The organism is Bacteroides sp. HMSC067B03, from assembly GCF_001811315.1.
In the GTDB taxonomy this organism is placed as follows: domain Bacteria; phylum Bacteroidota; class Bacteroidia; order Bacteroidales; family Bacteroidaceae; genus Bacteroides; species Bacteroides faecis.
In genome coordinates this window covers 1-1,264 of the sequence record NZ_KV804424.1, presented here as the reverse complement: position 1 = coordinate 1,264, position 1,264 = coordinate 1, and the positions used below count along the sequence as shown (strand labels likewise).

Genomic DNA, 1,264 nt, shown 5'->3' with positions numbered 1-1,264 from the left:
TGATCCCGTTTGCCGCGCAAATGGCTTTGACATCCTTCTTTGTGGCTCCCAGCAATGCGATGTAGTTCCGACAAAATCTGCCGTCTATTTCGTCGTATCCTTCTACACGACCGACATAACGCTTTATATTGCGTTCCAGCGTCTCCGTTCCGGCTACGATAGCCCCCAAACGGTGTAAAGTATCGTCATATAGAGGTATCAAGGTACAAAGGGCACTGTGCGCCAGTTTTCCGGCATCATCAAGGATTAACAAAGGGGATTTTCCAGCCATGCGGTTTATGTGTGAAACAACCAAGTCCATAAGGTCATCGTTATCCATATAGCGCGTTACCGTTTCCCCCATGCATGTGGCTAACTTGGTCAGGAATTTACGTGCCGTCCACTTCCGGCATTTCAGATATATGACTGAATTATCGGCACTCATGTTATAAAGGTCTATGAGGGATTGAGTCTTCCCACTGCCGGATCGGGAAGATATACACATCCATTTGTGATTCCGTTTGGCTGCCACGAACGCGGTGCGTACCTGCTGGTAACTGGTGACGCTTTCCACTACATTCCAGGCGTTTTCGTAGTAATTAAGACCGGAAGCGATCTTTTCAGCGATAGAGTCTTCGTTAGCTCCATACTTGCCGCTTCTGAATTGGGACATGGCGGTATCCGATATTCCACACTTCCGCGCCAACTCCGTTGCAGATGATCCGCGATTGATTAACTTCTCTATGTACGTTTTTAATGCTTGATTATCCATGTTGTATATCTTTTAAATTGTTTTTAAATCATCTTGAAAAATTCATATCCAGTGGGTTGTAATCGTAATCTTCATCATCCGTTCCGGTGGAAGCCATTACTACACTTTGTCGGGTGATATGTTGAGTCACTTCCGTGAAATCCGCGTCCGTGGCGTCATCCCTCATTTTTGACCGGACATCCTTGTGCTGTCCCAAGCTGTCAGTTATCAGGTAGCGGTCAAGGACTGTTGCCGCAGCTATTTCGGGGATACGCTGGCAAATGGTGGTGATTCTCCTATCGACGTCTTTAGCCTTCTCCTTTACCTTCTCCGCCATTTCATTGTTGAACCTGTCGACACGTGCCCGGTATTCAAAATGTTCCGGTTTCTGGTCAGCCAAAGCCATCGGAACTTTGATATCACGTTGCAGTACGTATTGCAATGTCCCGATCTCTTTGTCAACACGACCGGACTTCAGACGTTTTGCGTTCGATACAAGCACCTGACTCATATCGTCCGGGTCAAAGCGTACTA

1 protein-coding gene and 1 pseudogene are annotated in these 1,264 nt (G+C 47.0%); both read right to left on the bottom strand.

All coding sequences use genetic code 11. The features are described 5' to 3' along the window. Positions 1 to 751: AAA family ATPase (locus HMPREF2794_RS21330; RefSeq protein ID WP_070752620.1), on the bottom strand; the 751-nt coding region annotated here is incomplete at its 3' end. Between the two features lie 28 nt (positions 752 to 779). Beyond that, a pseudogene (locus HMPREF2794_RS21325) lies at positions 780 to 1,264 on the bottom strand (hypothetical protein); the annotation flags it as partial.